Genomic DNA, 249 nt, shown 5'->3' on the forward strand with positions numbered 1-249 from the left:
CAATCACAACATGCTTGTCAGAATGTTCTAAAAGAATCTGTTGTAAATGGTGTAATTGTTCAGTCTGAATCCAACCATCTGTTTGACCTTGAACCGCACTATTGAGCAAAACGAAAACCCATTGACCGAGTTCAATCACAGTGGGACCTGGTTCAGGAGTGTGAAACGGAAAGAAACTCAGATTGTCGTGATTTCCTGGAATATGATAGAAATCTACGCCACATTGTTGCATATATTTTAAATAACGAT

General features: G+C 38.6%; 1 protein-coding gene. It reads right to left on the reverse strand.

Annotation, left to right across the window (positions count from 1 at the left end; translation table 11 throughout):
• The coding region (locus tag ACG94X_RS16930) for a metallophosphoesterase family protein (protein ID WP_419384819.1) at nt 1-249 on the reverse strand (249 nt) is incomplete at both ends.

It is taken from the genome of Acinetobacter psychrotolerans (assembly GCF_048552595.1).
In the GTDB taxonomy this organism is placed as follows: Bacteria; Pseudomonadota; Gammaproteobacteria; order Pseudomonadales; family Moraxellaceae; genus Acinetobacter.